At 67.7% G+C, this 22,357-nt stretch carries 21 protein-coding genes; 10 read left to right on the top strand and 11 right to left on the bottom strand.

All coding sequences use genetic code 11. The features are described from left to right. Window positions 1–45 precede the first annotated feature (45 nt). Genes WFP78_RS11570 through WFP78_RS11560 form a run of 3 tightly spaced genes read left to right on the top strand, consistent with a single transcriptional unit; the run spans window position 46 to window position 2,136 of the window. Complete coding sequence (locus WFP78_RS11570) at window positions 46–1,278, top strand: cysteine desulfurase (RefSeq protein WP_336962351.1); 1,233 nt, start codon at window positions 46–48, stop codon at window positions 1,276–1,278. Between the two features lie 4 nt (window positions 1,279–1,282). Continuing rightward, window positions 1,283–1,777, top strand: a complete 495-nt coding sequence (locus tag WFP78_RS11565) for an SUF system Fe-S cluster assembly protein (RefSeq protein ID WP_336962121.1) — start codon at window positions 1,283–1,285, stop codon at window positions 1,775–1,777. Continuing rightward, complete coding sequence (locus WFP78_RS11560; protein ID WP_336962119.1) at window positions 1,777–2,136, top strand: HesB/IscA family protein; 360 nt, start codon at window positions 1,777–1,779, stop codon at window positions 2,134–2,136. The genes WFP78_RS11565 and WFP78_RS11560 overlap by 1 nt, the downstream gene beginning before the upstream one ends. 23 nt (window positions 2,137–2,159) lie before the next feature. Here WFP78_RS11560 and WFP78_RS11555 read toward each other — a convergent pair whose 3' ends face one another. After that, on the bottom strand, window positions 2,160–4,427 hold the full coding sequence (locus tag WFP78_RS11555; protein WP_336962115.1) for a S8 family peptidase: 2,268 nt from the start codon (window positions 4,425–4,427) through the stop codon (window positions 2,160–2,162). 162 nt (window positions 4,428–4,589) lie between these two features. Here WFP78_RS11555 and WFP78_RS11550 point away from each other — a divergent pair, with 162 nt between their 5' ends. Both WFP78_RS11550 and dapD read left to right on the top strand, forming a co-directional pair. Further along, window positions 4,590–5,255, top strand: a complete 666-nt coding sequence (locus WFP78_RS11550) for a pyrimidine 5'-nucleotidase (protein WP_336962113.1) — start codon at window positions 4,590–4,592, stop codon at window positions 5,253–5,255. A 1-nt stretch (window position 5,256) separates the two neighbouring features. Continuing rightward, window positions 5,257–6,096, top strand: coding sequence for a 2,3,4,5-tetrahydropyridine-2,6-dicarboxylate N-succinyltransferase (dapD, locus tag WFP78_RS11545; RefSeq protein WP_336962111.1), 840 nt, complete (start codon window positions 5,257–5,259; stop codon window positions 6,094–6,096). Between the two features lie 110 nt (window positions 6,097–6,206). Here the strand turns inward: dapD and queG are convergent, their stop codons facing one another. Continuing rightward, window positions 6,207–7,280 (bottom strand): tRNA epoxyqueuosine(34) reductase QueG, encoded by a 1,074-nt coding sequence (gene queG / locus WFP78_RS11540; protein WP_336962109.1) that lies wholly within the window; start codon window positions 7,278–7,280, stop codon window positions 6,207–6,209. A gap of 23 nt (window positions 7,281–7,303) precedes the next feature. On the opposite strand from queG, the gene WFP78_RS11535 reads away from it, so the two are divergent. The 3 genes from WFP78_RS11535 to msrB all read left to right on the top strand — a co-directional run bounded on the left by WFP78_RS11535 (window position 7,304) and on the right by msrB (window position 10,054). Next, window positions 7,304–8,275 (top strand): ABC transporter ATP-binding protein, encoded by a 972-nt coding sequence (locus WFP78_RS11535; RefSeq protein ID WP_336962106.1) that lies wholly within the window; start codon window positions 7,304–7,306, stop codon window positions 8,273–8,275. After that, window positions 8,272–9,471, top strand: a complete 1,200-nt coding sequence (locus tag WFP78_RS11530; protein ID WP_336962103.1) for an ABC transporter permease — start codon at window positions 8,272–8,274, stop codon at window positions 9,469–9,471. The genes WFP78_RS11535 and WFP78_RS11530 overlap by 4 nt, the downstream gene beginning before the upstream one ends. A 70-nt stretch (window positions 9,472–9,541) precedes the next feature. Continuing rightward, on the top strand, window positions 9,542–10,054 hold the full coding sequence (gene msrB, locus WFP78_RS11525; protein WP_419722953.1) for a peptide-methionine (R)-S-oxide reductase MsrB: 513 nt from the start codon (window positions 9,542–9,544) through the stop codon (window positions 10,052–10,054). Between the two features lie 88 nt (window positions 10,055–10,142). Here msrB and WFP78_RS11520 read toward each other — a convergent pair whose 3' ends face one another. The 9 genes from WFP78_RS11520 to htpX all read right to left on the bottom strand — a co-directional run bounded on the left by WFP78_RS11520 (window position 10,143) and on the right by htpX (window position 21,230). After that, on the bottom strand, window positions 10,143–12,017 hold the full coding sequence (locus tag WFP78_RS11520; RefSeq protein ID WP_336962100.1) for a hypothetical protein: 1,875 nt from the start codon (window positions 12,015–12,017) through the stop codon (window positions 10,143–10,145). Between the two features lie 19 nt (window positions 12,018–12,036). Next, complete coding sequence (locus tag WFP78_RS11515; RefSeq protein WP_336962098.1) at window positions 12,037–12,444, bottom strand: GtrA family protein; 408 nt, start codon at window positions 12,442–12,444, stop codon at window positions 12,037–12,039. A gap of 20 nt (window positions 12,445–12,464) precedes the next feature. Beyond that, the gene (locus tag WFP78_RS11510) at window positions 12,465–13,997 is read right to left on the bottom strand and encodes an NAD(P)/FAD-dependent oxidoreductase (protein WP_336962096.1); all 1,533 of its coding nucleotides are present in this window, start codon (window positions 13,995–13,997) and stop codon (window positions 12,465–12,467) included. Between the two features lie 141 nt (window positions 13,998–14,138). Then, window positions 14,139–14,492: a UrcA family protein gene (locus tag WFP78_RS11505; protein ID WP_336962094.1), complete on the bottom strand. Its 354-nt coding sequence runs from the start codon at window positions 14,490–14,492 to the stop codon at window positions 14,139–14,141. 179 nt (window positions 14,493–14,671) lie between these two features. Continuing rightward, on the bottom strand, window positions 14,672–16,261 hold the full coding sequence (purH, locus tag WFP78_RS11500) for a bifunctional phosphoribosylaminoimidazolecarboxamide formyltransferase/IMP cyclohydrolase (RefSeq protein WP_336962091.1): 1,590 nt from the start codon (window positions 16,259–16,261) through the stop codon (window positions 14,672–14,674). Window positions 16,262–16,271: 10 nt separating this feature from the next. Next, window positions 16,272–18,026 carry a heparinase II/III family protein gene (locus WFP78_RS11495; protein WP_336962089.1) on the bottom strand — a complete coding sequence of 585 codons (1,755 nt, stop codon included), beginning with the start codon at window positions 18,024–18,026 and terminating at the stop codon, window positions 16,272–16,274. Beyond that, complete coding sequence (rpe, locus tag WFP78_RS11490; protein ID WP_336962086.1) at window positions 18,023–18,697, bottom strand: ribulose-phosphate 3-epimerase; 675 nt, start codon at window positions 18,695–18,697, stop codon at window positions 18,023–18,025. Before rpe ends, WFP78_RS11495 begins: the two co-directional genes overlap by 4 nt. A gap of 202 nt (window positions 18,698–18,899) precedes the next feature. Further along, the gene (locus WFP78_RS11485) at window positions 18,900–20,204 is read right to left on the bottom strand and encodes an RsmB/NOP family class I SAM-dependent RNA methyltransferase (RefSeq protein ID WP_336962081.1); all 1,305 of its coding nucleotides are present in this window, start codon (window positions 20,202–20,204) and stop codon (window positions 18,900–18,902) included. Window positions 20,205–20,255: 51 nt separating this feature from the next. Then, the gene (htpX, locus tag WFP78_RS11480) at window positions 20,256–21,230 is read right to left on the bottom strand and encodes a zinc metalloprotease HtpX (RefSeq protein WP_336962078.1); all 975 of its coding nucleotides are present in this window, start codon (window positions 21,228–21,230) and stop codon (window positions 20,256–20,258) included. Window positions 21,231–21,400: 170 nt separating this feature from the next. Here htpX and WFP78_RS11475 point away from each other — a divergent pair, with 170 nt between their 5' ends. After that, window positions 21,401–21,574, top strand: coding sequence for a DUF1674 domain-containing protein (locus WFP78_RS11475; RefSeq protein ID WP_336962075.1), 174 nt, complete (start codon window positions 21,401–21,403; stop codon window positions 21,572–21,574). Between the two features lie 250 nt (window positions 21,575–21,824). Further along, entirely contained in the window at window positions 21,825–22,274 is a 450-nt protein-coding gene (locus WFP78_RS11470; protein WP_336962072.1) for a hypothetical protein, read from the top strand. Window positions 22,275–22,357: the final 83 nt, after the last annotated feature.

Genomic DNA, 22,357 nt, shown 5'->3' with positions numbered 1-22,357 from the left:
TCCACCATGCGTCCCGAACTGATGGAAGGGCCGCTCTTTTCCGCGATGGAGGAACAGGGCATCGACAGGCTCGGCCTGGATGGATTCCTGAAACGCAGAAGCGACTTTCCCGGCATCGGCGACTGGCATTATCTCGACAGCGCCGCCACTGCGCAGAAGCCCCAAGCCGTGATCGACGCCATCGCCCGCGCCTATGGCGAGGATTATGCGACCGTGCATCGCGGCGTCTATGCCCGCTCCGCCAATATGACGCTCGCCTATGAGGCCGCCCGGCGGAAGGTCGCGGGCTTCATCGGCGCGGCGTCGGACAGCGAGATCGTCTATGTGCGCGGCGCGACCGAGGGCATCAACCTTGTCGCCCACAGCTGGGGCGAGGGGAACCTGAAGGCCGGCGACCGCATCCTGCTGTCGATGCTGGAGCATCACAGCAATATCGTGCCGTGGCAGATGCTGGCCGAACGGGTCGGCGCGCAGATCGACGTCGTGCCGCTGACCGCGGACGGCAGGATCGACCTCGACGCCATGGCCGCAATGATCACGCCGGCACATAAGCTGGTCGCGCTCGCCCATGTCTCCAACGTGCTGGGCTCGGTGCTCGACGCCCGGCGCGCGGCGGACATCGCCCATGCGGTCGGCGCGAAGATCCTGATCGACGGCTGCCAGGCCGTGCCGCGCCTTGCGGTGGACGTGGCTGCGCTCGATTGCGACTTCTACGTCTTTTCCGCGCACAAGCTCTATGGCCCGACCGGCATCGGCATATTGTGGGCGCGCAAGGACATCCTGGACGCCATGCCCCCCTATCAGGGCGGCGGATCGATGATCGACAAGGTGACGTTCGAGAAGACCACCTACGCCCCCGCGCCGACCCGGTTCGAGGCGGGCACGCCGCATATCGTCGGCGTCGTCGGCCTTGCCGCCGCGATCGACTATGTGGAGGGCATCGGCCTGGATGCCATCCACGCCCATGAATGCGCGCTGGTCGCCAGGGCGCGCGAGGCGCTGAGCGCCATGAACAGCGTCCGCCTGTTCGGCCCGGAGGATTCGGCCGGCATCCTCTCCTTCGAGGTGGAGGGGGTGCATCCCCACGATGTCGGCACCATATTGGACGAGGAAGGCGTGGCGATCCGCGCCGGCCACCATTGTGCCCAGCCGCTGATGCAGCATCTGGGCGTGGCGGCAACGGCGCGGGCGAGTTTCGGCATCTACAGCGACGAAAGCGACGTGGATGCGCTGGTGCGCGGCATTGCGCGCGTAAGGAAGATTTTCGGCAATGGCTGAGCATATGAACGAAGAACGCAAGATCGTGGTGGAAGAAGTGAGCGAGGTCGCGGCCCCGCCCAAGGTGCGCGTCGATGACGCCCCCGATCCGGCACCCGTCGCCGGAACCGGGGCCGGAACCGGCGAGCGCAAGCGCGATTATCTGGACGGCTTCCTGTCCACCACCCCCACGCCGGTCGCGGCCGGGGAACCGGGCGGCGACCTGTATGACGCGGTGATCGATGCGCTGAAGGAAATCTACGACCCGGAAATCCCGGTGAACATCTATGACCTTGGCCTGATCTATGGCGTGGACATCGCCGATGGCGGGCATGTGATCGTCACCATGACCTTGACGACGCCGCATTGCCCGGTCGCCGAATCCATGCCGGCCGAGGTCGAATTGCGTGTCGGCGCGGTGCCGGGCGCAGGCGACGTGGAAGTCAACCTGGTCTGGGACCCGCCATGGGACCCGGCCAAGATGAGCGACGAAGCGAAGCTCGAACTGGGAATGCTGTAATGACCACCGAGACCAAGACCCGCGCCCGCCCCGCCGCCGTCATCCTGACGGCAACCGCGGAGGCGCGCATCGCCGAGCTGATGGCGAAGGCACCCGAAGGGGCCATCGGCGTCAAGCTGTCGACGCCACGCCGCGGCTGCTCGGGCCTTGCCTATTCGGTCGACTATGTGACGCAGGAAGCCAAGTTCGATGAAAAGATCGAGACACCCGGCGGCACCTTCTACATCGACGGCGCATCGGTGCTGTACCTGATCGGATCGACGATGGACTGGGTGGAGGACGATTTCACCGCCGGCTTCGTGTTCAACAACCCCAATGCCAAGGGCAGCTGCGGCTGCGGCGAGAGCTTCACGGTCTGAGGCTCATGGAGCCGCAAACCGCTCTAGAATCCCACCGCATAACGCAGCGCGCCGCCCAGCTCCGCCGGCACCCAGGCATTGTTGCCGCCTTCATGCCGCCAATAGCCATTGGCATCCAGCCGGCCCGGCCCGAACCACAGGCCATAGCTGAGCTCGCCGTCCCGCTCCCGCCCGCGCGGTGCGAGGCCCAGGCGCTGGCGCGTCCATTGCGCGGTGCCGGTCGCATCATCATAGGCGCCCGGTAGGGTCAGCATGATCCCGCCATGGCTGACCCGCAACGGCTGGGCGAGGCGCAGCGCCAGATGATCGTCGCGGGAAAGCAGCCCCCGCCGCGACAGATCGACCGACCAGGCATCGCTGCGCAGCCGCGTATCGGCCGCCCGCGTCCACCCCTGCCGCATGGCAGCACCCAAGTGCCAGCCACCGCCAAGCGCGGCCTGTGCCGCCATATCCAGAAACAGGCTTTGCCCGGCGCGCGGACCGATGGCGGCATCGAACCGCGCGCCCAGCAAGGTCCGGTCCTCCTTCAGCCAGCCAAGGCCGGCGGACAGGCCGATCGGCCCGAACTGCCGGTCCATCGCCACGGAAGCGCTGGCATAGCCATCCCCACGGGCATCCCGCCGGGGATCGAGGCGGGGCGCGTCGGCATCCGGCGCGAGGTCCGTGGCCCCCACCTGTCCCCGCGCCATCGACGCCGTCAGCGCGAAGCCGCCGCCCAGCCGCTGGCGCACGGCCATGCTCTCCATCCCCTGCGCGGCAAAGCCATGGTCGTTGCCCGCGCGCTGCGCCAGCAGGAAAGCGCCCGCATCCGATCCGCCCGCCGCATCGGCCAAGGCCGGCGCCGCGCTTTGGGAAAAGCCCATGGTCACGGCGGTTCCGCCTCCCAGCGCCATGCTGAAACTGCCCGAAAGCGCGCGGCCCCGCGCCCGGCCCGTCGACGTCAGCGAAGCGCCTCCATCATCGTCGCGCACAGCCATGCCCGGCGCGAAACGCAGGGACAGGGAGAGCGGCCCGCTCGCCAACGCCACCTGCCGCTGCGCAAAGGCCAGCACGGGCGCAAGCACCTGTTCGGGCGCAGCGCGTTGCAGCGTCGCCTTCACGTCCAGCGCATAGGCGCGGCCCAGCCCGTCCACCATCACCGCCATCGGCGAAGCCTGCGCCGAGGCATCGCCCATCGCGGCCGACAGCGTGCCATTGGCGGTCGGGGAGATCGGCGTCGCGCTGCCGGCAAGGCTGGTCGTGCCGGAGGGGGCAAAGGCGGCGGCGACATCCAATATGCCGCGCCCATAGACGGCATCCGTGCCCGTCGCGCCCGCGTCCTTCGCCCGGTTCATCAACAACTGCACGATCTGCGCGCCGGAAAGATTGGGGAATGCCTGCGCCAGCAATGCCGCCGCCCCCGCGATCTGCGGCGCGGAAAAGGAGGTGCCGTCGAAATCATAGGCAGTGCCGTTCTGGTCCTGCGACAGCACGCCTTGCCCCAGCGCGAACAGGGTCGCGTCCTCGAAGCCCTGGGCGCCGTCGGAAAACGCGCTCTTCGTGCCCGATGCATCCACCGATCCGGCAACGATCACCAGCCCGCGCGCCACCGCCGATCCCGCGAGCGAGGCGGGCAGCGGATCGGGCGATGCCGCGCCGTCATTGCCCGCCGCGATCACGATGACGATGCCGGCCGCCGTCGCGCGATCCACCGCCGCCACCAGATCGCTTGTCGCGGCCGCCCCGCCAAGCGAGATGTTGACCACCCGCGCGCCGTTCACCCGCGCATGGTCGAGCGCGCTGGCGATGGCCGTGGTGCTGTGGCTGCAGCTGCTGCCCTCGCTTGTGATCCCGCCCGCGCAACTGCCCGGCGTGTCGGTGCGCAGCGCCATGATGGTCGCGCCCCAGGCCATGCCCAGCACGAAGCGATCGTCGCGCGCGGCCGCCAGCACGGTGGCGACCGCCGTGCCATGGCCGCCCGCATCCTCGATCCCGCCATTGCCCGCGAAATCGGCCGAGGCGCTGCTGATCCGCCCGGCAAATTCGCTGTTGGCCGTGGCGATCCCCGAATCGATGACGCCCACGGCAACGCCCGCGCCGCTCGCGCCCGCCGCATAGGCGGTCAGCGCACCATGGGCGGCCGGCCCGCCGGAGCGCGCATATTCGCTTGTGGCAAAGGCGCCGGGCGTGGGCGCAGGGGAGGGCGCGGGCGCGGGCGTGGGGGCGGGCGCAGGCGTGGGCGTCGCGTTCACGCCACCACCGCCGCACCCGGCCAGCATCAGCGCCAGGCCGATGCACGGCAGCGACCGCAAAAGACGGCAACGCCTCTCCCGCAATCCGGTCCCGCCCATCCCATATCCCCCAATGCGCCCCACGCCCCTCATAGCCCGGCCGCCATCGCGCGCCCATAAATTTGACGCGATCCATGCGCTCGCCGCTTGCCCTTGCCACAGGCGGGGACTAGGCACGCGGCCATGCGCGCCGAATTCGCCCATGTCGACGCCTGGATCTTCGATCTGGACAATACGCTGTATCCGGCGAAGGTGGACCTGTTTGCCCTGATCGACGTGAAGATGGGCGAGTTCATCCAGGGCCTGCTGGGCTGCGACCCGGCGCAGGCGCGTGTCGTGCAGAAGCGCTATTTCATGGAGCATGGCACGACGCTGTCGGGGCTGATGCGCCATCATGGCATCGAGCCGCGCGCTTTCCTCGATTATGTCCACGACATCTCGCTGGACCGGCTGGAGGTCGATCCGGCGCTGAACGCGCATATCGCGGCACTGCCCGGCCGCCGCCTGATCTTCACCAATGGCGACCATGACTATGCCGTGCGCGTGATCGACAAGCTGGGCCTGACCGGCGCGTTCGAGCTGATCCACGACATCCACGCCTGCGAATATGTGCCCAAGCCCGATCCCTCGGGTTATCGCTCGCTGTGCAGCGCCTATGGCGTGGCGCCGACCCGCGCCGCCTTTTTCGAAGATATGGCGCGCAACCTGAAGCCGGCCAAGGCGATCGGCATGACCACCATCTGGGTCAATAACGGATCGGAGGCGGGCCATGTCGATGCCCATCCCGACCATATCGACCATGAAACCGACCATCTGACCCCTTTTCTGGGGCACATTCTTGGAGCCTGACATGAGCGAGCAGCTGATTTCCACCATCGAGGCCGCGTGGGAGGACCGCGCGAACATCGGCCTTTCGACCGGCGGCGATGTCCGCACCGCGGTCAACAAGGCGCTGGCCATGCTGGACGCGGGCGAGGCGCGCGTCGCGCAGCCGACCGAAGCCGGCTGGCAGGTCAACCAGTGGCTGAAGAAGGCGGTGCTGCTCTCCTTCCGCCTCAACGACAATGCGCTGGTCCCCGGCGGCCCCGGCGCCAGCTTCTGGTGGGACAAGGTGCCCAGCAAGTTCACCGGCTGGGGCGAGGCGGAATTCCGCGCCGCCGGCTTTCGCGCGGTGCCCGGCGCCTTCGCCCGCGCCGGCGCGCATGTGGCGAAGAACGTCATCCTGATGCCCAGCTTCGTCAACATCGGCGCCTTCGTGGACGAGGGCACGATGGTCGACACCTGGGTGACGGTGGGCAGCTGCGCGCAGATCGGCAAGAATGTGCATCTTTCGGGCGGCGTCGGCATCGGCGGCGTGCTGGAACCGCTGCAGGCGGACCCGGTCATCATCGAGGATGACTGCTTCATCGGCGCGCGCTCCGAAGTGGTGGAGGGCGTGCGCATCGGCAAGGGTTCCGTCCTGTCGATGGGCGTGTTCATCACCAGCACGACCAAGATCGTCGACCGCACCACCGGCGAAGTCTTCGTCGGGCACGTGCCGCCTTATTCCGTGGTCGTCCCCGGCTCCCTGCCCGGCAAGCCCCTGCCCGACGGCACGCCCGGCCCCAACCTTGCCTGCTGCGTGATCGTGAAGCGCGTGGACGCGCAAACGCGCTCCAAGACCGCGATCAACGACCTGCTGCGGGACTGAGCAAGCAGCTTTCTCCTTGCCGTCATCCCGGACTTGATCCGGGATCCAGGAGCGCAAGCGCCAGAGCATTCATGCCATGCTTGGCTTGCGCCCATGGATCCTGACTTTCGTCAGGATGACGGCGAGAGAGGGGCATTGCCTAGCAACCGCGCCGTCGCCCATGCCGCCGCTTCCGCGACCACCGCATCCTCATCCTGGAGCAGCGGCGCCAGCGCGCCGAGCAGCGCCGGATCGCCGCTGTTTCCCGCCGCGATCGCAGCGTTGCGCACCATCCGCCCGCGCCCGATGCGCTTGATCGGCGATCCCGAGAACACCTCCCGGAACGCCGCATCGTCCAGCGCCAGCAGATCGGCAAGCGCGGGTGCGGCCAGTTCCGCCCGGCCCACAAAGGCGCGATGCGCAGACGCCGCCTGCGCGAACTTGTTCCATGGGCACACCGCCAGGCAATCGTCGCAGCCATAGATGCGGTTGCCCATGCCCACCCGGAATTCCTCCGGGATCGGCCCCTTATGCTCGATGGTGAGGTAGGAGATGCAGCGGCGCGCATCCAGCCGGTAGGGCGCGGGAAAAGCGTCGGTCGGGCACGCCGTCTGGCAGGCAGTGCAGCGCCCGCAATGGTCCTGCCCCGGCGCGTCCGGGCTCAGATCCAGCGTGGTGTAGATCGCACCCAGGAACAGCCAGCTGCCCGCAGTACGGCTGACGAGATTGCTGTGCTTGCCCTGCCAGCCGAGCCCCGCCGCCTGCGCCAGCGGCTTTTCCATGACCGGCGCGGTATCCACGAACACCTTGAGTTGCGTATCCGGCACCGTTTCCACCAGCCAGCGGGCCAGCGCCTTCAGCGCCTTCTTCACGATGTCGTGATAATCCTGCCCCTGCGCATAGACGGAGATGCGCCCCCGGTCGCCCACCCCCTCCAGCGCCAGCGGATCGCGGCCGGGCGCATAGCTCATCCCCAGCATGATGACCGTTCGCACCTCCGGCCACAGCGCTACGGGCGCGCTGCGCTGCTCCGCCCGGTCCGCCATCCACAGCATGTCGCCATGGCAGCCCGCATCCAGCCAGGCCCGCAACCGCGCCGCCGTTTCCGGCGCGGCATCGGCAGGCGCGATGGCGCAATCGGCAAAGCCGAGCGCGATCGCCTGCGCCTTCAGGCGCGCTTCCAGGCTTTGTGTTTGATCCGTCATCACGTGTCGCTATCGTGGGGCCAATGACCGGTAATCCCACATCGCACCGCTATGCCGTTGAAGCGCACGGACTTGTCAAGACATTCGGCGATTTCCGCGCGGTGGACGGCATCGACCTCAACGTGCCGACAGGCAGCATCTTCGGCATATTGGGCCCCAATGGCGCGGGCAAGACGACACTGCTGCGCATGCTGCTGGGCATCATCGACCCGGATGAAGGCACCCGATCGCTGCTCGGCAATGCCCAGCCGCTGAAGATGGCCCGCCAGGTCGGCTATCTGCCCGAGGAGCGCGGGCTCTATCCCGCGATGAAGGCGGCCGAAGCCATCGCCTTCATGGGCGCGCTGCGCGGCCTGCCGCTGAAGATCGGGCGGGTGAAGGCCCGCGCATTGCTCAACGCCCATGGCCTGGGCGACGCCGCAGACAAGCCCATCCGCACCCTCTCCAAGGGCATGGCGCAGACGGTGCAGCTGATGGGCACCATCGTCCACAGCCCCCGGCTGATCGTGCTGGACGAGCCCTTTTCCGGGCTCGACGCGATCAACCAGGGCAAGCTGGAAGCGCTGATCCGCGCCCATGCGGCAAGCGGCGTGACGGTGCTGTTCTCCACCCATGTCATCGCCCATGCCGAGCGGTTGTGCGAACGCATCGCCATCGTCGCGGGCGGGCGCATCCGCTTCGAAGGATCGGTCAGCGACGCGCGCGACCGGCTGGCGCCGCAGGTGCGGCTGGAAACCCGCGCGCAGGACGGGCCATGGCGCACGGCCATCCCCGCCGGGGCGGAGCATCATGGCCGCGTCTGGCAATTTCCGCTGCCCGAAGCGGGGATCGAACCGCTGCTCGGCGCGCTGATCGCCGGCCATGCGGGAATCGAGAGCCTCTCCATCGAGCGGCCCGGCCTGCACGATGCCTTCGTCGCCATCGCCGGCGAAGCGGCCGCACTGGACATGGGGCCGGATGCCCCCATCGAAGACGAAGCGGAGGCAGCGGCATGAGCATCTGGCGCGCCGCGCTCGTCATCGCCCGGCGGGATTACACCGCCGTCATCTTTTCCAAGGCGTTCATCCTGTTCCTCATCGGCCCGCTCTTTCCGCTGCTGATCGGCGTGGTGGCCGGCAATCTGGGCGAGCGCATGGGCGATGCCGCCGCCCGCCCGCTGATCGCCATCGCCATGGCGCCGGCCGATGCCGCCGCGATCGAGCGCGTCCACGCCCGGCTGGCGCGGGACATGGGGGAGGGCGACCTGCCCAACCTCATCGGCCATCCGCAGGGGAGCGATCCCCGCGCCTTGCTGGCGGCGAAGAACCAGAAGGCGGTGCTCGTCCTCTCCGGCACGCTACAGGCCCCTGTGCTGACCGGCCCCAGGAGCGCAATCGACATGCTGCGCGGAAACGTCGCCCTGATGGCCAGCATGGCGCGGGCGGGCAATGCCCTGCCACAGACCGCCGTCCGCACGCAGATCGTGAAGGTGGCGGGCGGCGCCGCGCCCGGCCGGGCACGGCTCCTCACCGGCCGCGCCGCGCAGGTGCTGATGTTCATGCTGACGATGCTGCTCGCCGGCATGGTCCTCTCCAACATGGTCGAGGAAAAGACCAACAAGGTGATCGAGGTGCTGGCCGCCGCCGTGCCGGTGGACGCGATCTTCCTGGGCAAGCTGCTGGCGATGCTGGCCATGTCGCTCACCGGCATCGCGGTCTGGGGGTCGGCCGCCGCGATCGGCATCGCGCTGGTCAGCGGCGGCAGCGGTGGCGGCCTGCCCGCGCCGGCGGTGGGCTGGCCGCTCTTCGCGCTGCTCGGCATCCTCTATTTCGCCACCGCCTATACGCTGCTGGGGTCGCTGTTCCTGGGCATCGGCGCGCAGGCGACGACGGTGCGAGAGGTGCAGACGCTGTCGATGCCGGTCACGATGATGCAATTGGTCATGTTCTTCATCGCCAGCTATTCGGTCGACCGTATGGGTAGCGCGCAGGAAATCGGCGCCGCCGTCTTTCCCTTCAGCTCCCCCTTCGCGATGATCGCCCGCGCCACGCAAAGCGATGCGATCTGGCCGCATGTGCTGGCGTTGGGCTGGCAATTGCTGTGGGTGGCGATCATCCTGCGGGTGGGCGTGCGGCTGTTCCGCCGCCATGTGTTGAAATCGGGCGGCGGCGGCCGCATCTTCACATTCCGGAAACGATCCGTACCATCCTGACGCGCCATCCGTGACGTCAGCGGGCGGACACGCGGATGCCCTCGCAGCACCGGCATGGAAGGAGCAGCGCATGAACGCAATGATGAGCAGACGGGCCGCGCTGGCCGGCGGCGCGCTAACCGCCATGGCACTGGCGATCGGCATTGGCCCGGATTGGGGCCCGAATTGGGGCGCAGCGGACGCCGCCACCTATCCCGTCACCATGACGCCCGAGCAGTGGAAGAAAAAGCTGACGCCCCGGCAATATGCCGTGCTGCGCGAGCAATCGACGGAATATCCCTTCACCAGCCCGCTCAACAAGGAACATCGCAAGGGCATTTTCTCCTGCGCGGGCTGCGGGCAGAAGCTGTTTTCCTCCGCCACCAAGTTCGACAGCGGCACCGGCTGGCCCAGCTTCTGGCAACCGCTGCCCCGCGCCGTGGGCACCAGCACCGACCGGATGCTGGGCTATGCACGGACGGAAGTGCATTGCGCGCGCTGTGGCGGCCATCTGGGCCATGTCTTCGATGACGGGCCGAAGCCCACGGGCCTGCGCTATTGCATGAATGGCGACGCGATGATCTTCACGCCGACACAAGCCTAGAGCATTTTCAAATTGACCGTTTACGGTCAATGGCTCGGAAAATGCGACAACAAAGGACGAGAGCGTTTTCGCTCATAGTGAAAACGCTCTAGCGGACGACGCGATACGCCTTGAGCGGCCCCTTGATCGCCACGGGCCGCAGCCAATGCGGCAACCGCCCCCTGGCGAGCATCGCGGCAAGGCCGTCGGGGTTTTCCTTCGCATAGCCGGACAGTTCGTTGAGGCCGGGGCAGACGACCAGATAATCCGGCCCGCGCCCGCCATTGATGCCCGCCATTGCCCTGCGCGCCTGTTCAGGCGGCATGGTGAAGGCGCGGATGACGGTGGTGATCCCGGCGACGTTGCGATGATGGCCGGTGCCGACGACGCTGTGCCCGGTGCCGATCAGGATGGCCGGGCCGATATCGAGCGGCGCGAGGATCACGCCCCCCGGCAGCGCATTGAGCGGCGCGATGGTGGCCGCCGCAGCGCAATCGGCCTTCGGCGCTTCCGCCTTTGCCTGCCGATCGCCCGCAAGCGCAATCCACGCCGAGGCGATGCCGACCGGGGTCAGCAGCACCAGCAGCACCATGGCCGCCACCCGCGCCGGTGCGCGCGCGAAACGCTGCACCCGCGCCGCAAGCGTGGCGAGCATCCATGCGATGCCGGGCAGGGCGAAGAGATGCGCGACCGTCATCGCACGCAGGACCATGACGGAAACCAGAATGGCCCCGGCCAGTAATAGCGCCATGGCGATCCAGCGATCCTGGGCGCCGGTTTCGCCCGGATTGAAGCAGAACCGGCTCCGGGTCCGTTTGTTTTCCGCATTTTCCGGGTCGTCAGCTGATGCCACCTGACTTGAAAATGCTCCAGCGTCCCGGTCCCGCGCGGCGCGCATGGCGCCGAGCGTCGCGGCAAGGCCGAGCAGCGAGGGCAGCAGCAGCACGCCGCGCAGGGCAGGCGCCTGTTCCCAGACCGGCCGCCCCTCTATCACCTGCAGATACCACAGCCGATAGGCCAGCGGATCGAGCGTCTGGAACGGCCCTGCCAGGCATTGCTGCCCAAGGGCAAGGAAGAGTATAATGGCGAGCGCGCCGCCCGCCGCCGGAATCGCAAGGCGCGCGACCGGCCCCGGCATCGGAAGCATCATCCGCCCCACACCCAATGCCAGGGCAAAGCCGATCAGCGGCAACAGATAGACCGGCGAAAGCGAATCGCAGTGCGAGACCAGCCCGGCGCTCCATCCCCTGCCGCCCAGCAGCAACAGCAGCGAAGCCCCCGCCAGCACGCCGGCATAGGCGCGCAGACGCGGCCCCTCCTGCGGCCGCACGAATTGCCACAGCGCCAGCAGCCCCGCGATCATCGCGGCATAGGGCAGCCCTTCGCTGGAAATCTGCAACCATGTCGCCATGGCGAGCCCGGCGACCATGCCGCCGCGCCGCGCCTTGCTATCGAACACGCCGCCAAGCGCGACAGCGGCCATCAGGATCTGCCAGCCATGATGGTCGATCCGCAGCGGCGTGAACTGCACGAGGATGGAAAGCGTGGTGACGAGCAGGCCCACCGCCAGCAACGCCAGCCTGGGCCCGGCGACAAGGCGCGCGGCGCGGTGCAACGCAATGCACAGCGCGAGCAGCAGCAGCATCGGCACGGCAATGCAGGCGACCAGTTCCGCCTGCGCCGCGCCCAGCAACGGGCGGCACAGCAGGATGATCGCGGCGATCGGCAGGTCGACGATGCGGGACCAGTGCATCGGCCCGCCAAGCGGCGGATTGACGCGATGCTGGCTGACGTCGAACCAGCCCTGCCCCGCGATCAGATCGCGCACCTGCTGCAACCGCATGGCATCGTCAGGATCGCGAAAGCCCATGCGCCACAGGCCGTCGCCCGACTGCCACAGCATGAACAGGCAGCAGGCCAGCCACAGCAGCATGATGACGAGATATGGCCGCCGGTCGATCAGGCGCGGGCCAGAATCGGTCATCGCACGTCAACCCCTTGGACTATCGACATGCGAACACGACCGACTTGCGCAGCATATAGGTCGCCTGGAAGCTGACGGCGACGGCGACAAGCTTGGCGATGCGCGGATCAAGCCCGAGCATGTCGCCAATGCCTACGATCGCGGCGGTGATCGCAAGGCCGGCGACCGCCGATCCCAGGAACAGCGCCTTCTGCCGGGCACGCCCTTCACGCGAATAGGCGATATGGCCGATGAACACGGAGCGGCTGGACAGCAGCCAGTGCGCGCCGATGCCCGCGCCATAGCCGAGCACCGAAGCCACGGCAGCGGGCATGCCGGCATTGAGCAACAGCAGGAACAGGCCGCCGTCGACAGCCAGCGCCGTCGCGCTGGCCGCGAGATAGCGGGCATAGGTGCGGCGCCACATCCGCTCGGCCGGCCAGGTCATCGCCGCGCGCCCATCGTCGCTCAGGCCGCCCTACGCACGCGGCTCGGCACCAGGCGCTCGCTGGCCAGCGCCGCGCGCTCGCCCGCCGCATCCTGCCCTTCCTCGCCGCTTTCATGATATTCGGCGTCCTCGTTGACGGCCCAGATGTCATAGACCCGCGCGCCCGCCACGATGTTGCGCACGGTCAGCATCGCCGTCATCATCGCATGGTCCTGATTATTATAGCGGTGCATGCCGTTGCGGCCGACCATGTGCAACGTGGGATAGCGCGCCTCCAGCTCGGTGCGCATGGCGAGCACATTGGCGGCATAGGCATCGTCATAGACCGGATAGGCCTTTTCCTGCCGCACCACCGCGCCGCCCACCACATCCTGCGGTCGGCACAGGCCCAGCGTCGCCATCTCGCGCGTGGCGAGCGCGATCAGATCGTCGTCGGCCGACGCCCACAGGCCGTCGCCCTCGAAGCAGAAATATTCCAGGCCCACACAGGCAAGGCTTTCGTCCGGCACCATTTCGGGCGACCAGCTGCGGAAATTCTGGATGCGGCCGACCTTCACCTTGCTGTCGTGGATGTAGATCCAGTTGTCCGGGAACAGGTCGTCGGACCGGATCATCAGCGCGACGGTCAGGAAATCGCGATATTTAAGGTCCAGCGCCTGCGGCATGATCTGCGGCAGCGGATGGATACGCCCGGCCAGCTCGCGCATCGGCGCGGAGCTGATGACATGGGCGGCATTGATCGCCACCATCTGCCCATCGGCGCGCGTCGCCTGCACCGTCCAGCGGCCCGTCACCTGATCCTGCGACAATTGCTTCAGCGCATGGCCCATCAGCACGCTGTTACCGCCGGCCACCACATGGTCGCGCGCGGCATCCCACATCATGCCGGGGCCAAGGCGCGGATAGCGGAAGCTTTCCAGCAGCGTCTTGGTTTCCATGCCGTCATTGGGCCGCTTGTTGAGCCCCAGCGATCGCTTGAGCCCGTCCTTCACCGCGCCCCAGAGCGACAGCCCCTTGATCCGCTGCGCCGCCCAGTCCGCCGACATCTCGTCGCACGGCATGCCCCACACCTTTTCGGTATAGGTCTTGAAGAAGATGGAGAAGAGCTTGTGGCCGAAGGCGTTGACAGTCCAGTCCTGGAAGGAACGGACATTGCGGTTGGGGAACAGCCGCGCCTTCGCGAAGCTCGCCATGCACAGGGTCGACCGCCACAGGCCCAGGTTCCACAGCGCCTCGAACGCGCGGAGCGGATAGCTGTAGAACTTGCCCTCATAATAGATGCGGCTCATCCGCGGCCGCTGGATGAAATCATGCGGCAGGATCTCGTTCCACAGGTCCACGACCTCCTTCGATTTCGAGAAGAAGCGGTGGCCGCCAATATCGAATCGAAAGCCGTCATGTTCCACGGTGCGGCTGATCCCGCCGACATAGACGGGGTCCTTCTCGATCACGGTGACGCTGTAGCCTTGCCTGGTCAGCAGATAGGCGGCGGTCAGGCCCGCCGGGCCAGCCCCGATGATCGCGACGTCGACGTCCTGCTCCGAACGCGGCATGATATTGATCCCCCGGATAAGCTTCGTAGCTTCGGGGTGAAGGAAATGCTCTAAGAAGTGGTTAACGCCGCCATAACTTCTGGCGACGGAAGGGGAGGGGCGGGCTGGCGATCGGGCCGGCCCGCCCCACGCCATTGGGCGTCAGCTGGCGCGCATAGCCGCCACGCGCGCGGAAAGATCGCGCTGCGCGCCGGAATAGGCCCCATCATAGCACAGGCGGTAATCGCCCAGCTGATACAGGTCGCGCACATCGTCAGCACGGCAGACGGTCTTGGACGCATAGCGGATGCGATAGCCCGCGCGGGTGACGGCACGATCCTGCCGCAGGTCGAGGTCGGCAAGCGACACGCGCATGGTGCGGGTTTCCCGGCCGGACTGGCCCGTCACCACCATGTCGTCATTGTCCAGCTGGGTGGCCCAGCCCGCGCTGTCGGCGATTGTCGACAGCGGCAGCAACAGCAGCGCTGCCCCCGCCATCATCAGGGTCTTGTGCATCGAACATCCTCTCATATCTTTTTTGCCGCCCGGCCGACGCAGAACGCGCCATGGGCCGATCGGGTGCGTGAAACATAAGGAGAATGGCGGAAAAATGCCAGTCTCCCGGCATTTTTCCGCCATCTCTTGCCTATCTGCTGCAACGCGTCAGACGGCGCTGCGCCGCACCAGAACCGCCATCAATGGCGGAAATGGCGCATTCCGGTGAAGACCATGGCCAGGTCGGCCTCATCCGCCGCGGCAATCACTTCGGCGTCGCGAATAGAGCCGCCGGGCTGGATGACAGCCGTCGCGCCCGCCTCCACCGCGGCCAGCAGACCGTCGGCGAAGGGGAAGAAGGCGTCCGATGCGACGGCGGAACCGATGGTGCGGGCTTCCGCCCAACCGGCCTTGTCGGCGGCATCCTTCGCCTTCCATGCGGCGATGCGCGCGGATTCGAGGCGGTTCATCTGCCCCGCGCCGATCCCCGCCGTGCTGCCGCCCCTGGCATAGACGATGGCGTTCGACTTCACATGCTTGGCCACCGTCCAGGCGAACAGGCAATCGGTCAGTTCCTGCTCGGTCGGCGCGCGCTTCGTCATCACCTGCAGCGCGGCGCGGTCGACACGGCCATTGTCGCGGCTCTGGACCAGCAGCCCACCGGCGATGCTCTTCATCGCCAGGCCGGGCCGCGCGGGATCGGGCAGTTCGCCGGTCAGCAGCAGACGCAGGTTCTTCTTCTTCGCGAAGATCGCCTTCGCATCCTCGTCCGCATCGGGCGCGGCAACGACTTCGGTGAAGATGCCGCTGATCGCTTCCGCCGTGGGGCCATCCAGCGGGCGATTGACCGCGATGATGCCGCCAAAGGCCGACACGCTGTCACAGGCAAGCGCCGCCTCATAGGCTTCGATCAGCGTCTCGCCGGTCGCCACGCCACAGGGATTGGCGTGCTTCACGATCACCACGGTCGGCGGCCCGTCGCGGAATTCGCTCACCAGTTCCAGCGCGGCGTCGGCATCGTTGTAATTATTGTAGCTCAGCGCCTTGCCCTGCAGTTGCTTCGCCTGCGCGATGCCGTTGGCCGTGGGGCCGAGCGGCAAATAGAGCGCGGCGGACTGGTGCGGATTCTCGCCATAGCGCAGCGTGGTCGAGAGCCTGCTGGCGACGCTCAGCGTCTCGGGGAACATCACGCCCTGGTCGGCATGGGCGAACCATCCGGCGATCATGCTGTCATAGGCGGCGGTGGCGGCATAGGCCTTGCCCGCCAGCATCCGGCGGAAATCATAGCTGGTCGCGCCGGCATTGTCCGCCATCTCCGCGATCAGCCGGGCATAGTCGGCGGGATCGGTCAGGATCGCGACGCTTTCGTGATTCTTTGCCGCCGAACGGACCATGGAGGGGCCACCGATGTCGATATTCTCGATGATCTCCTCACGCTCGGCACCCTTGGCGACGGTCGCGGCAAAGGGATAGAGGTTGACGACGACCAGATCGATCGCGCCAATCTGGTGGGCGTCCATCGCCGCGACATGCTCGGGGTTGCCCCGCACCGCCAGCAGGCCGCCATGCACCTTGGGGTGCAGCGTCTTGACGCGCCCGTCCATCATCTCGGGGAAGCCAGTGAGGTCGGAGATGTCCATGACCTCCAGCCCAGCCTCACGGAGCGCCTTCGCCGTGCCGCCGGTCGACACCAGTTCCACGCCATGGCCGGCGAGCGCCTTGCCCAGATCGGCAAGGCCGGTTTTGTCCGACACCGAAAGCAGAGCCCGGCGGATCGTTACGTCAGTCATGTTCGTCTTTCTATCCTACGCGTTTCAGCAGCCAGCCGATACTGATGCCACCCGGCAATGCTTCGCCGGTAACGACAAGCTGGTTGGTGGCGTGGGGGCGGCCATCGCCATCCACCCACAGGCTTTCCTCAATGGAAATAGTGCCGGCGCCCGCGCGGAATTGCCACAGGGCGCCCATGTCGATGCGCAGTAACGCGCCCTTTTCATCCGCCGTCAATGTCGGCTCGACACCGGGGGCGAGGTGGAAGCGCAGCGCGAAGGGCACGGGCGCGGGCTTCCTGCGCCGCTCGGCGGGGAGCAACATGTCCTCGCCCCGGATTTCCTTGCCGTCGTTCGACAGCATCAGCAGCCGGCGATGCATATAGCCCAGCCGCCGCACATAACCGTCATGGCTGATGTCGAGGCGGCTGCCGGTCTCGAACTCCTGCCGGCTGAACTCGACCTCGGTCACGCCCCGACCCAGCGTGCCGTCGGGCAGGATGGCGGTGCTGTTGCTGTCCGACAGGATGAGGGTGCTGTGCGCGGCGGTCGTGCGCAGGCCCTGCGCCAGCCCTTCGGGAATCTGCGCGCCGGCAAGCCCGGCGCCGCCGCAATTGACGATCAGGCGGTGCTGTCCGTCGCTCACCTCGATCGCGCCGGTCGAGGCGCAGCCGGCCACCGCCAGCCGCGCGACCGGCGGCGGGGCTGCATCCACCTGAATGATCGTGGAGCCCGCCGAAAGCCGCTGATAGCCCCAGTCGCGCGCCTGCCGCAGTGGCCGTGCGCGCACGCCGGTGGCCGCGATCACAGCGGCCAGCTTCTCGGCGCTCACGGCACCCGCGCCCTGCCAGTTGCCGATCCCGCCATCGCCATGGGTCAGGCCCAGCAGTGCCGGCACCGTGCGGGCCATCGCCTCCGCAACGAAGCCGGGCGCCGCTTCGCGCATCGCCTCATAGACGGCGTGGACCATCGCCAGCAGCATGATGCCATCCAGCTGCGCCATCGGCGAGCGGGAGATCGTGCCGCCATCGGGATAGAAGACATCGTCGACGGCGCGGCGCAGCCCGGCCTCGCCGAAATGGCGGCGCGGGCCGCCGCCGGGGATCAGCAGCGACGCGGCGACGATGCCGCCCCAGGCGACCAGGCGGGGCAGGCCCTGCGGCGCCTTGTCCGCGCCGCGATCCAGATGCCGGGCGGTGCGCGCGATGCAGTTGAGCACCAGCGAGCGATAGACGAGATCGCTGGAGGAGAGGATCAGCGGCGCATGCGCTGTCCAGAAAAAGATGCGCCAGCCGGCATTGTCCGCCCGCCATGCCGGCTCGCTCGGCCGGTCGCCATGGGCGGCCAGCCATTTGCGCATGATCGCCTCGGCAATCGGCGCGCCCTGTTCGCGCGTCGCGACGGTCGACAGGTCGCGCAGCCAGCGGAAGCTGTGGATATAGTCGGAAAAGGCCGGCGCCACGTCCAGCGTGGCGAAATCCAGCGTGTCGATCGGCTGCTTCATGCCCCGGAACAGGAAATAGCCCGCGCGCATCGCCTTGCCCGCGCGCGGATCGCCGGGGATCGTATCCTCCGGCACGGCGAGCAGCTTCAGCGGATATTTGCCCTTCAGCCGCTTGGCGTGGATCGGCGTCGCCCAGGTGAGGCGGTAGAAATGATTGGCCAGCCGGGTCGCCAGCGACACGCCCTTGTCATCCGGCAGGCGGATGAGGCGCTTGCCCTCCTCGATCTCCTCTTCGCCGGCCGGCGGCTGGGAGCGGGGCGGAAGGCGGGACCAGTCGTTCACCCCCCGCGCAGCCCCCGGATATTGTCGGCATAGGCGTGCGCGCCGCCGCGGAAGGTCGCCGTGCCCGCCACCAGCACGTCGGCGCCGGCGGATATGGCGCGCGGCGCCGTCCCCATGTCGATGCCGCCGTCGACCTGCAGCCTGATGTCCTTGCCGGTCTTGTCGATCATCTTGCGGATCGCCTCGATCTTGCGCAACTGGCTTTCGATGAAGCTCTGCCCGCCGAAACCGGGGTTCACACTCATCACCAGCACCAGGTCGACGTCCTCGATCAGATAGTCGAGCATCTTGGCCGGGGTCGCGGGGTTCAGCACCACGCCCGCCAGCTTGCCCAGCCCTTTGATCGCCTGAACGGTACGATGGGTATGCGGCCCGGCTTCGGGATGCACGGTCAATATGTCCGCTCCGGCCGCCGCGAAGGCTTCCAGATAGGCGTCGACCGGCGAGATCATCAGGTGGACGTCCAGCGGCTTCTGCGTGTGCGGGCGGATCGCCTTCACCACCATCGGGCCGATGGTGATGTTGGGCACGAAATGGCCGTCCATCACGTCCACATGCACCCAGTCGCAACCGGCCTCGTCAATCGCGCGCACTTCCTCGCCCAGCCGCGCGAAATCGGCAGAGAGGATGGAGGGGGCGATCAGGACGGGGCGGGGTGTGGATATCGTCATGGAAGCATCGCATTAGAGCATTTTCCAGTCGGGTGGAATCACCTGGCGGCCCGGAAAATGCGGCACATAAAAAGCATGGAGCGGTTGATCCGATGCAATCGGATCGCAAACCGCTCTAGCCGGGCGAATCGGCCCATGCAACCATTGTGGAGGCATATCGGGCGGCGATTCGCGAAGCTATGGAAAGGGCATGATAATATGATCAGCCCCGCCGCAGCCGGGCGATGAAAAAGCCGTCCGTCCCGCCCGCTTCGGCAAGCGTTCCGGGCAATGTGCGCACCCAGCCCTCGGCGGTCGGCACGATGCCGTCGGGCAGTTCGTCGGCCTCTGGGGGGACGACGGCAAAGCCCGGCGTCCGCGCCAGGAAAGCGGCGATCTGGTCCTCGCCTTCGGCCCGCTCCAGCGAACAGGTCGCGTAGACGAGCGTGCCGCCCGGCTTCACCCACAATGCCGCGCGATCCAGCAGGGTCGCCTGCAATTCGGCCAGTTCGGCGATCTGACGCGGACCGATGCGGTGGATGACGTCGGGGTGACGGCGATAGATGCCGGTCGCGCTGCAGGGGGCGTCGAGCAGCACCGCGTCGGCGAGCGCCTCCGGTTCCCAGGCACGCAGGTCGGCGGTGACGGTCTGCGCCGCAAGCCCGGTGCGCTCCAGATTCTCCGCCAGCCGCGCCAGCCGCTTGGCCGACTGGTCCAGCGCCGTCACGCGCCAGCCGGCGGCGGCAAGCTGCATCGTCTTGCCGCCCGGCGCCGCGCACAGGTCCAGCACATGCTGCCCCTCGCCGGCACCCAGCAGCCGCGCGGGCAGCGAGGCGGCGAGATCCTGTACCCACCACGCCCCCTCGACAAAGCCGGGCAACGCCGCAATGGCGTCATGATCGCTGGACAGGCGCACATGGCCGGGCGCCAGCGACACGCCGCCCAGACGCTGCGCCCATCCCTCCGTATCGGCGGAATCGCGCAGGGTGACATCCACCGGCGGGCGCACGGCAAAGGCCCGCGCCGCGCCCTCCACCATCGCCTCGCCCCACATCGCGGACCAGCGCGCGGCAAGATCGGCCGGGAGCGAGGGGATTGCGGGCAAATGCGCGCCGCCGCGCATCAGCGTGCCGAACACGCCATGCACCAGCTTGCGCGGGCCGCCATCGACCAGCGGCAGGGCGGTGGCGATGGCCGCATGGGGCGGCGTGCCCAGCAGCAGCGCCTGCGCCAGCGCCATGCGCAGCACCGCCCGCGCCTTCGCATCGTCGGGCAGCGGATTGGGGGTGGCGCTGTCGATCAGCGCATCCAGATCGGGCAGGTGGCGCAGCGTCTCGGCGGTGATCGCATGGACCAGCGCCCGGTCGGCGCGGTCGGGCAGCCCCTGGGTCGCGCCATGCAGCGCGATCTCCAGCGGCTCGCCACGGCGCAGCACCGCATCGATCAGCTTCAAAGCGGCGCGGCGGGCAGGGACGCCGGGCGGGGTCGCGGGGCGGGGTGGCTTGGCGGGATAGCGTGGGGTCGTCATCGCCGGTCCCTAACGCCATTTGCCCGCGCCGTCACCTGCTGGTCACAGCGCTCAGTCGCGCCGCAGCGGGTCGAGCGCGCTGGAGCGGCGGCGCACGCGCTCCGGCCGGCCATAGGGGAAGAGGGCGGAGCCGGGCGCGGTGCCCGTCGGGGCTATATGCGGGGCCGCGCGCGGGGTCATGTCCGGAGCAGGCGCGCCCATGCTGTCTGCCAGTTCCTCCAGCGCGGCGATGCGGCTTTCGGTCGCCGGGTGCGTGGAGAACAGCGCGCTCACATGCGTCGGCACGATGTAAAGCTGCGCCGCCGCCGGATTGCGTTCCGACACCGGATTGGGGATGCGCTGCGCCATGCCGGAAATCCTGGCAAGGGCGGAGGCCAACGCACGCGGATTGCCGCTGATCTCCGCGCCCGCCCGGTCCGCGCCATATTCGCGGGTGCGGCTGATCGCCATCTGCACGATCATCGCGGCAAAGGGGGCGACGATCACCGCCATCAGGCTCGCCGCCATGTTGTGATTGCCTTCATTGCCGCCGCCACGGAAGAACAGGCCGAAATTCGCCAGCATGGAGATGGCGCCGGCAATGGTCGCCACCATCGTCATGATGAGGGTGTCGCGGTTGCGCACATGGCCCAGCTCATGCGCCATCACGCCGGCGATCTCCTCACGCGAGAGCATGGAAAGCAGCCCCGTGGTCGCCGCCACCGCCGCATGCCGGGGATCACGGCCCGTGGCGAAGGCATTGGGATGCGGTTCGTCGATCAGGTAGACGCGCGGCATCGGCAGGCCGGCACGCGCCGCCAGTGCCGCGACGAGGCCATGAAATTCCGGCGCGCTATTCGCGTCCACCTCCCGCGCATTGTGCATGGCGAGCACGATGCGGTCGGCATTCCAGAAGGTGAACAGGTTCATGCCCGCCGCCACCAGCAGCGCGATCACCGCGCCGCCACTGCCGCCCAGCGTATAGCCGAGCGCCATGAACAGCGCCGTCAGCGCCGAAAGCAGCAGGGTGGTCTTCAAACCGTTCACTTGAGAAATACGCCTTCATCGCCCAGATAGTGGATCAGCCATGAATGTGGGATTGCCGCCGACGTCCGTCAATCGGAGCCTCTTCCCCAGGGTCGTTTTGGTTTACCGCGTTTTCCGAGTCAGCAGGGCATTATCCCTGCTTCGAAAACGCTTTGGAAGGATTTGAAAATATGGCCCAGCGCCCCGCCCATGTGAAACCGCCCGCCCATCTCTCCAAGAGCCCGCCCGTGCCCGAGCCCGACCCCATCGACGCGGCGGTCGACGGCAGCGTCGACCATGACGGCAAACTCAGCCCCACCCGCTATGGCGATTGGGAGCATAAGGGCATCGCCGTCGATTTCTGACAGATTTCTGACATCTGCCCGAATGGCAGAGGCCCCTAATGGCAGACGCATGGAATCATGACATTTTCCGGTGTGCCGCGCGAAAGCCGTCCACCGTTCGACCGGATTTTTGCACGGCTCTCGCCGGGGCGTGCCCGTGATGCGGGCAGCCGGCATGGCACCCACGCCCGGCTCGTCTAAGCTCCGGCGTCCACAGGGCGCGGGTTGCCGGGCACGCATGCAAAACAGAAACGGTGTGAAAATGGGTCATATGACGGTCGCAGGGGAATGGAACGAACTGGGCGACATGGGTGAGGTCAGGCTGCTGTGCGGGCTGGGCCGGATCATCTGCGCCTGGAGCCGGCTGGAACAGCGGCTGGAAGCCAAGATCGCCGATCTGCGCGCGGCCTCCGGCGACGTGCGCATCCTGGGATCGCGCACCAAGCCCAGCACCGCCCGGCTGATGGGCGAACTGCGCGCGATGATTTCCATGCGCGACCGCCGCAACGCCGCCGCGCTCAAGGAAATCGCGCATATCGAGAGCGACATCCAGCGCATCGACCGCTTTCGCGGCCTCGTGCTGTCAGGCTTCGTCACGCCGGAGGACTGCGGCTTTGCCTGCCGCGACGCGAAGAACAATCTCGTCCATGTCTCCATCGACCAGCTGGATGGCGAGACCCGACGGCTGGACACCATCGGCGAGCGCGTCCTGGCGCTCTGATCCCGCCGCGCATCCCGCACGATCCGCCCGCACGATCCGATAGCTCCGCTTGCGGACCGGTATGGGGCTTGACCTCCGCGAGG

This window comes from Sphingobium aquiterrae, assembly GCF_037154135.1.
Lineage (GTDB): Bacteria > Pseudomonadota > Alphaproteobacteria > Sphingomonadales > Sphingomonadaceae > Sphingobium > Sphingobium aquiterrae.
Note: the sequence above shows the minus strand (reverse complement) of the source record. Positions and strands in the feature narration are given on the sequence as shown.

Bases quoted from the DNA above. Each gene is read 5' to 3' on its own strand.
- WFP78_RS11570 (WP_336962351.1), top strand. From the start codon at position 46: ATGGAGGAACAGGGCATCGACAGGCTCGGCCTGGATGGATTCCTGAAA.
- WFP78_RS11565 (WP_336962121.1), top strand. From the start codon at position 1,283: ATGAACGAAGAACGCAAGATCGTGGTGGAAGAAGTGAGCGAGGTCGCG.
- WFP78_RS11560 (WP_336962119.1), top strand. From the start codon at position 1,777: ATGACCACCGAGACCAAGACCCGCGCCCGCCCCGCCGCCGTCATCCTG.
- WFP78_RS11550 (WP_336962113.1), top strand. From the start codon at position 4,590: ATGCGCGCCGAATTCGCCCATGTCGACGCCTGGATCTTCGATCTGGAC.
- dapD (WP_336962111.1), top strand. From the start codon at position 5,257: ATGAGCGAGCAGCTGATTTCCACCATCGAGGCCGCGTGGGAGGACCGC.
- queG (WP_336962109.1), bottom strand. From the start codon at position 7,280: ATGACGGATCAAACACAAAGCCTGGAAGCGCGCCTGAAGGCGCAGGCG.
- WFP78_RS11535 (WP_336962106.1), top strand. From the start codon at position 7,304: ATGACCGGTAATCCCACATCGCACCGCTATGCCGTTGAAGCGCACGGA.
- WFP78_RS11530 (WP_336962103.1), top strand. From the start codon at position 8,272: ATGAGCATCTGGCGCGCCGCGCTCGTCATCGCCCGGCGGGATTACACC.
- msrB (WP_419722953.1), top strand. From the start codon at position 9,542: ATGAACGCAATGATGAGCAGACGGGCCGCGCTGGCCGGCGGCGCGCTA.
- WFP78_RS11520 (WP_336962100.1), bottom strand. From the start codon at position 12,017: ATGACCGATTCTGGCCCGCGCCTGATCGACCGGCGGCCATATCTCGTC.
- WFP78_RS11515 (WP_336962098.1), bottom strand. From the start codon at position 12,444: ATGACCTGGCCGGCCGAGCGGATGTGGCGCCGCACCTATGCCCGCTAT.
- WFP78_RS11510 (WP_336962096.1), bottom strand. From the start codon at position 13,997: ATGCCGCGTTCGGAGCAGGACGTCGACGTCGCGATCATCGGGGCTGGC.
- WFP78_RS11505 (WP_336962094.1), bottom strand. From the start codon at position 14,492: ATGCACAAGACCCTGATGATGGCGGGGGCAGCGCTGCTGTTGCTGCCG.
- purH (WP_336962091.1), bottom strand. From the start codon at position 16,261: ATGACTGACGTAACGATCCGCCGGGCTCTGCTTTCGGTGTCGGACAAA.
- rpe (WP_336962086.1), bottom strand. From the start codon at position 18,697: ATGACGATATCCACACCCCGCCCCGTCCTGATCGCCCCCTCCATCCTC.
- WFP78_RS11485 (WP_336962081.1), bottom strand. From the start codon at position 20,204: ATGACGACCCCACGCTATCCCGCCAAGCCACCCCGCCCCGCGACCCCG.
- WFP78_RS11475 (WP_336962075.1), top strand. From the start codon at position 21,401: ATGGCCCAGCGCCCCGCCCATGTGAAACCGCCCGCCCATCTCTCCAAG.
- WFP78_RS11470 (WP_336962072.1), top strand. From the start codon at position 21,825: ATGACGGTCGCAGGGGAATGGAACGAACTGGGCGACATGGGTGAGGTC.